Genomic DNA, 744 nt, shown 5'->3' with positions numbered 1-744 from the left:
GTTTTGTAAATCCGCTTCAAAATGAATTTCATGAATTATGCTATCTACTCTTTGCTCTAAGTCTGGAATTGTGCTGTAAAGAACATAGAATATGTACTCTCCCGAACGTTGTTCCATATTGTATTGTGATATGAGAAAGGATTCAATATTTTTTCGAACTTTCCCCTTTCCTCGTACAAATTTATTATTATTTTCTATACGTAACAACATACGGATGATGGCTGTTTGTTCCTTAGTCTGTTCATCTTTTTCAGTTTGTTTATTTTTTCGTATGTATCGGTAAAGCGTAGCTTGACTAATACCTGTCATGTTTACAATTTCTTGTATGCTATATTCTTTAGAATCATATAACGTTAATGCCCTTTGAATGAAGCTATCTTTAACACGAGGGCGTCCACCGACTCTCCCCCTTGCTCTTGCACTTTCAAGTCCCTCTTGAGTACGTTGAACAATTAAATCTCTTTCAAACTGACTAAATGCTTGAAATACAGTTAACATTAGTTTTCCTTGAGGTGTGTTTGTATCAAACTGTTCTTTAATGCTAATGAGTTTAACGCCTTTACTCTCAAAATACTCCACCAGTTCAATTAAATCCTTTGTACTTGGTCCTAACCTAGAGAAACTTTCAACAACTAACGTATCCCCAGGCCGAATTTTATCCGGTTCTGGTGCAAAAATCATTTGATAGAGGCATAGAAACCTGTATAGACTGTTCAATGGTAGATTATGATGCAATTCCAAATC

The 744-nt window shown here is 35.2% G+C and carries 1 protein-coding gene; it reads right to left on the bottom strand.

Annotated features, from left to right (window positions below; genetic code table 11):
* Positions 1-681, bottom strand: a 681-nt coding sequence (locus HRG09_RS28250) for a recombinase family protein (RefSeq protein ID WP_174104092.1), incomplete at its 3' end; no start/stop codon positions are given.
* Positions 682-744 lie beyond the last annotated feature (63 nt).

Origin of the sequence: Bacillus sp. Xin1 (genome assembly GCF_013314535.1) — a bacterium.
Classification (GTDB): Bacteria; Bacillota; Bacilli; order Bacillales; family Bacillaceae_G; genus Bacillus_A.
Note: the sequence above shows the minus strand (reverse complement) of the source record. Positions and strands in the feature narration are given on the sequence as shown.